The 4,654-nt window shown below is 37.7% G+C and carries 4 protein-coding genes and 1 pseudogene; 3 read left to right on the forward strand and 2 right to left on the reverse strand.

All coding sequences use genetic code 11. The features are described from left to right. The 3 genes from L654_RS0102705 to L654_RS0102715 all read left to right on the forward strand — a co-directional run. A partial coding sequence (locus L654_RS0102705) for a replication endonuclease (protein WP_024607198.1) occupies window positions 1–1,666 on the forward strand: 1,666 nt, incomplete at its 5' end. A gap of 8 nt (window positions 1,667–1,674) precedes the next feature. Then, window positions 1,675–1,917 carry a hypothetical protein gene (locus L654_RS0102710; RefSeq protein ID WP_024607199.1) on the forward strand — a complete coding sequence of 81 codons (243 nt, stop codon included), beginning with the start codon at window positions 1,675–1,677 and terminating at the stop codon, window positions 1,915–1,917. Between the two features lie 300 nt (window positions 1,918–2,217). Continuing rightward, window positions 2,218–3,765, forward strand: a complete 1,548-nt coding sequence (locus L654_RS0102715) for a caspase family protein (RefSeq protein WP_024607200.1) — start codon at window positions 2,218–2,220, stop codon at window positions 3,763–3,765. A gap of 81 nt (window positions 3,766–3,846) precedes the next feature. Here the strand turns inward: L654_RS0102715 and L654_RS0102720 are convergent, their stop codons facing one another. Together L654_RS0102720 and L654_RS0102725 are read right to left on the reverse strand one after the other, a co-directional pair. Next, window positions 3,847–4,092, reverse strand: a complete 246-nt coding sequence (locus L654_RS0102720; RefSeq protein ID WP_024607201.1) for an ogr/Delta-like zinc finger family protein — start codon at window positions 4,090–4,092, stop codon at window positions 3,847–3,849. A 76-nt stretch (window positions 4,093–4,168) separates the two neighbouring features. Further along, window positions 4,169–4,654, reverse strand: a pseudogene (locus L654_RS0102725) (phage portal protein); the annotation flags it as partial.

Below are 4,654 nucleotides of genomic sequence, written 5' to 3' on the forward strand. Positions count from 1 at the left end.
CCGCCGTAACGAATTAATGTTACGCATACGCGAGACCGAAGAGCTAGCCGACGAAATGGGCTATGTAGGTGTGTTTTACACTATTACTTGCCCGTCACGTTTTCATGCAAACTCAAGTAAATGGCACGGCGAAACCCCAAAAGATGCACAAAATTACCTAACCCAAACATGGGCGCGTGCCCGTTCTAAGTTAAATCGCCGTGGTCTTAAATACTTTGGTGTGCGCGTAGTTGAGCCACATGCCGACGGTTGCCCGCATTGGCACATGATGCTGTTTATGCCAAAAAATAAACTACAAGAAGTGAACGCTATTTTGCGTTGGTATTTTATTCAAGAAGATAAAACAGAGCTTTACGATTATTACGGCCCTGTGCAAACCCGCGCAAAAGTAGTAAACGAATGGGTAGATATAAACACCCACGGCACGCACATTAAAACCGTCGAAAAATGCGTAAGCTACCGCGCAGGCACTAAAAAAAGTGAGCTTTTTAAAACCTACAAACAAAAGCGCCGCGAGTGGGGCCTTAAAAAAAGCCAAGGCAAAAAAGCCAAAGCGCCTAATAAATTTTATCGTACTTTTAGCCCTCGTTTTGACGCCATAAAAATGGATAAAAGCAAGGGCAGTGCAGCCAGCTACATTGCTAAATACATCAGTAAAAATATTGATGGCTACCAATTAAGCGACCATGAAGATGCAGAAACAGGCGAAAACCTGCAAGAGCAAGCTAACCCCGTTTTAGCCTGGGCTAGTACATGGAATATTCGTCAGTTTCAATTTCAGGGTTCACCAAGCGTTACCGTGTATCGTGAATTACGCCGCATGCCAAAAGGCAAAGCTATAAGCGACGAGACCATAGAGCCTATTCGCCACGCTGCAGATACTGCTAACTGGAAAGACTACGTAAAACTCCAAGGCGGTATGTGTATAGGCCGTGCGGCTAACTTCAAATCAATGTACGAAGACACACAAATGGGCAACGACTACGCCGAAGTAGTACGCCGCATAAAAGGCATTGTTACCAATGTAAGTATCGAGTCAAAGCTTCACCGCATGATTAACAATGTTTATAACGTTACCACCGAAACAAGCCTTAAAACTCGCCTAGTAGAATGGACCAGGCAACTCAAAGGCACAGCCGAAAAACTCAATACTAAGGATAACACCAACGTCGGCGCAGCCGACCTATCTTGGACTAGTGGTAATAACTGTACGCCTATAGCCGCAGGGTCTAGGGCTGAGTTGTTACTCGATATGATGGGCACCTCAAAAAATGACGTTGATGAAGTAATAAAGGATCTAAATAGCGGAAAAAGGATCAGCCGAAACAGCCAAATTTACCAAATACGAGACGGCCAACTTCAAGTTTTAAATGTTGATGAGCAAATAAAGCATGATCAGCGCTTAGCTATTGAGTCATTGGCTAAAACATATTCACAAAAAGCGGGTAGCTGGCACATAACTGACGCCCATTGGCAACAAGCCCGCGAGTATGTAGAGCTTGCTTATAAGTACGCGCAGCTTGACGGGCGCAACACACCAAATAACACCCATATACAAAACGGTCTAGTTACTATTGGCGACTGGGACCTAGTTACTTTAATAAAACAAGGCAGCGCATCAGCAATCAGCGATAACGATTGGTGGGAACTTGATTTAATGGCGTAGGAGAAACAATGACTATTCAAATTTCAAAAGTACTCATGCCAAAGGCATGTATTAGTTGCCAGGCGTTTTGCCCAAAAGGGTATGCAGAGGATCAGCACAGCCCGTTTATTACTAAATTCGGTAAGCCAAAGCCTAAAACCCAATACGGCCAGTGCGGAAAAAATAATAGTAGCGTATTTGCCACCGAAATTTGCACCGGCTACCAGCAAGAACCTAACGCCGATGTATTTGCAGTAATAAACAGACCATAGGAGTTTTGAAGAACTAACTATCTTACTATTTTTCTAGTAGTAGATTTTTAGCAAATGAGAGCGGTTAATTGTTAGTGCTATTGTTAAAGAAAATATAGCCTCTAACTATGTGAGTTGTTTTAGTATTTATAATTACGTTTAATAAATACAACAATACTGGGCTAACTCATAGTAGAATTAACTTTAACTCTGATATTACTAGTTGGTAGCATCTCAGTTTAATAAGTAATAAAATATTACAACTTGCATTCAGCATAAATATAAAAAGTATTATAAATTTTGCTCACACTGGAGTTTCAATTGAATTTAGCAGTAATCATAGGCGTTGAAAAATATAAATCAGCAGATTTTGATAACTTATTAGCATGTAAAAATGATGCAAAAGTTATTGGAGATGTTCTTAATGATGTAAAAGATATTCAAGAAACTCTTTTTATAAATGATAATGAAGCTGGGTATGAAGTAAAAAGAAAAATATCTGAATTGGTTGAGAAGTACAAAGGAGAAGAAATTGATGAGTTTATCTTCTACTTTACTGGACACGGAGACAGATATGATGATGACTTTTTTTATCTGTTGTCAGACTTTGATCTTAGGAAAAGAGAAAGCACAGGGTTACGAAATTCAGAAGTGGATGATTGGATTAAAACTTTATCTCCTAAATTATTTGTGAAGATCGTAGATGCTTGTTTTAGTGGGACACAATATATAAAAAGCGAGTCAAATACTGAAAGTGAACTAAAAAAGTCTGCGCAAAAGTATGGTTTAAATGATATATATTTTTGGTTTTCATCTAGGGAAAATCAAACATCCTTTGCAGGTAAGGAATTTAGCCGCTTCACAGAAAGTATTTTAACAGCAGTTTCTGAACATAATGGTGATGTTAGGTACAGAGATATTATGGCTTCTGTGGCAGATGACCTTTCAAAAAATGAAGATTCTAAACCTATTTTTGTAACTCAAGCTGATAATATTGAGAAATTTGGGCATGTAACAACTGCTACACATAAGATAATTTATGAAGCTTTTGGACTAGATGAACCTAGTGTAATACCTCAAACAAATGACCTACGAAGCCCTATGAATGATAGCGCTGTTAATAAAGAAGACACAAGACCTTCTAAGAGAAAAGAAACTTCTATATTTGAGCTAGTAAAGACTAAATCAGATGAGATTTGTTTTAGTGAAGACAAGCTACTAAAGTTTTTAGATAGTTTCAATGAAAACATGTCATCATGGGATGCTGATCTTCTCAGTGTCTACGAAATAAATAAAGAATCGGATCTCAGAACACACCATGTCCCAAATATTAAGGAAGTTGGAAACTGGTTAATGAAAAATATAACTAAAAATTATTTTTCTAAACCTACATATGCTGAAAGTACTTTTGAAGTAGAGGAGTATAAAGCTCTTCCCGAAAAACCAAGTATGACTAATGTGTCGCAAAGACTGGGTTTCAATATAGCAAGAAGTATAAGTCAAAGAACAAATACAGAGTATAAGTTAGAGAAAATCACTAAAACTAAGAAATATATTGATGGTTTTGACTATACGCATAGCGCTGAAAATAGAATATTAAAATTTCTTTTCAAACCAAAAATTGAATTAGGACAAGCTATATCCTTATACATAGTTCCAATATATTCCAATACACATATAGTTCATCATGTTGCTTATGAAGTATTAACAAGGAATAACTGGAAAAGTTTCTCTTCTCCTAGATGTAGCAGTTGGAAAATGATTAAAACAAATACTAGTTCAATTGAAAGTGCTCATTTAGTGTCTGATAAGATTCAAACTGAAGTAAAATCATGGATTGAAGAGCTTTTTAAAAAGAGTATTGAGTAATTTTTTACGGATAAACAATAGATGGATTTATATATTTTAACTATTCCAATATTCAAACGGACGTGACTTATTCCCTAAATGTTAAAGCCCAATCAATTCTAATTGTTCTTCACGCGGTAGGTTTTTAATAAGCGATGCAGCTAATTGCACAGTGGTTTTACAAGGCGGGTTTAAGAAGTGATCAAACGATTGGGTAATACGAAACGTGGCCCCGCATTCTTTTGTATTCGTACACGAGCAATATAAATTAACAACATGCGCGCTTTGCTTTTCGCGTGATGTAATTGTTGCTTTAGCTTCGCAATTTGGACAAGTAACACGCGCCATAATATTCACCAATCGTTAATAAAACACACTGTAATTATATACAGTGTGTCAGCGTTTAACAAACAGACATTTAAGTTTACGCGCTGGGCTCTAAATCAAAATTAAGTTGTAACTTACTACCAATTTCAGGATCCCTCGCTACTTCATCACTCATTAATTTAATAAGCGGTTTAGTCTCGTTTTTAAAATACATGGCATCGTATTTAGTCGGGTCGCCAAGGCCTGCATTGTTAGCCGGAATGATACCCGCCAAGCCTGGTGGGAAACGGTGGGCGTTGAGTATATCTTGCGCTGATACGTTTTTAACGTTCATAAACTCGTCTTTACTTTCAAAATTACCCACAGGGATTATTTGTAAGCCTTTTTCTTTACCATTGGGTATGTTTACAAACAACGAGCGAAAGTTACCCACGCCCTTTGAATCTTGTATTTTTTCTTTTATATCGTCTTCAACATCAGGGTCTAAGTTAGGATCAGTCGCATACATAATAAACCCCATGTGCGCGCCGTTTAAAAAGTATTTACGGCGGAACAGCGTGGCATCTTCATTTAATAATGTGGC

Origin of the sequence: Pseudoalteromonas sp. TAB23, assembly GCF_000498075.1 — a bacterium.
Classification (GTDB): domain Bacteria; phylum Pseudomonadota; class Gammaproteobacteria; order Enterobacterales; family Alteromonadaceae; genus Pseudoalteromonas; species Pseudoalteromonas arctica.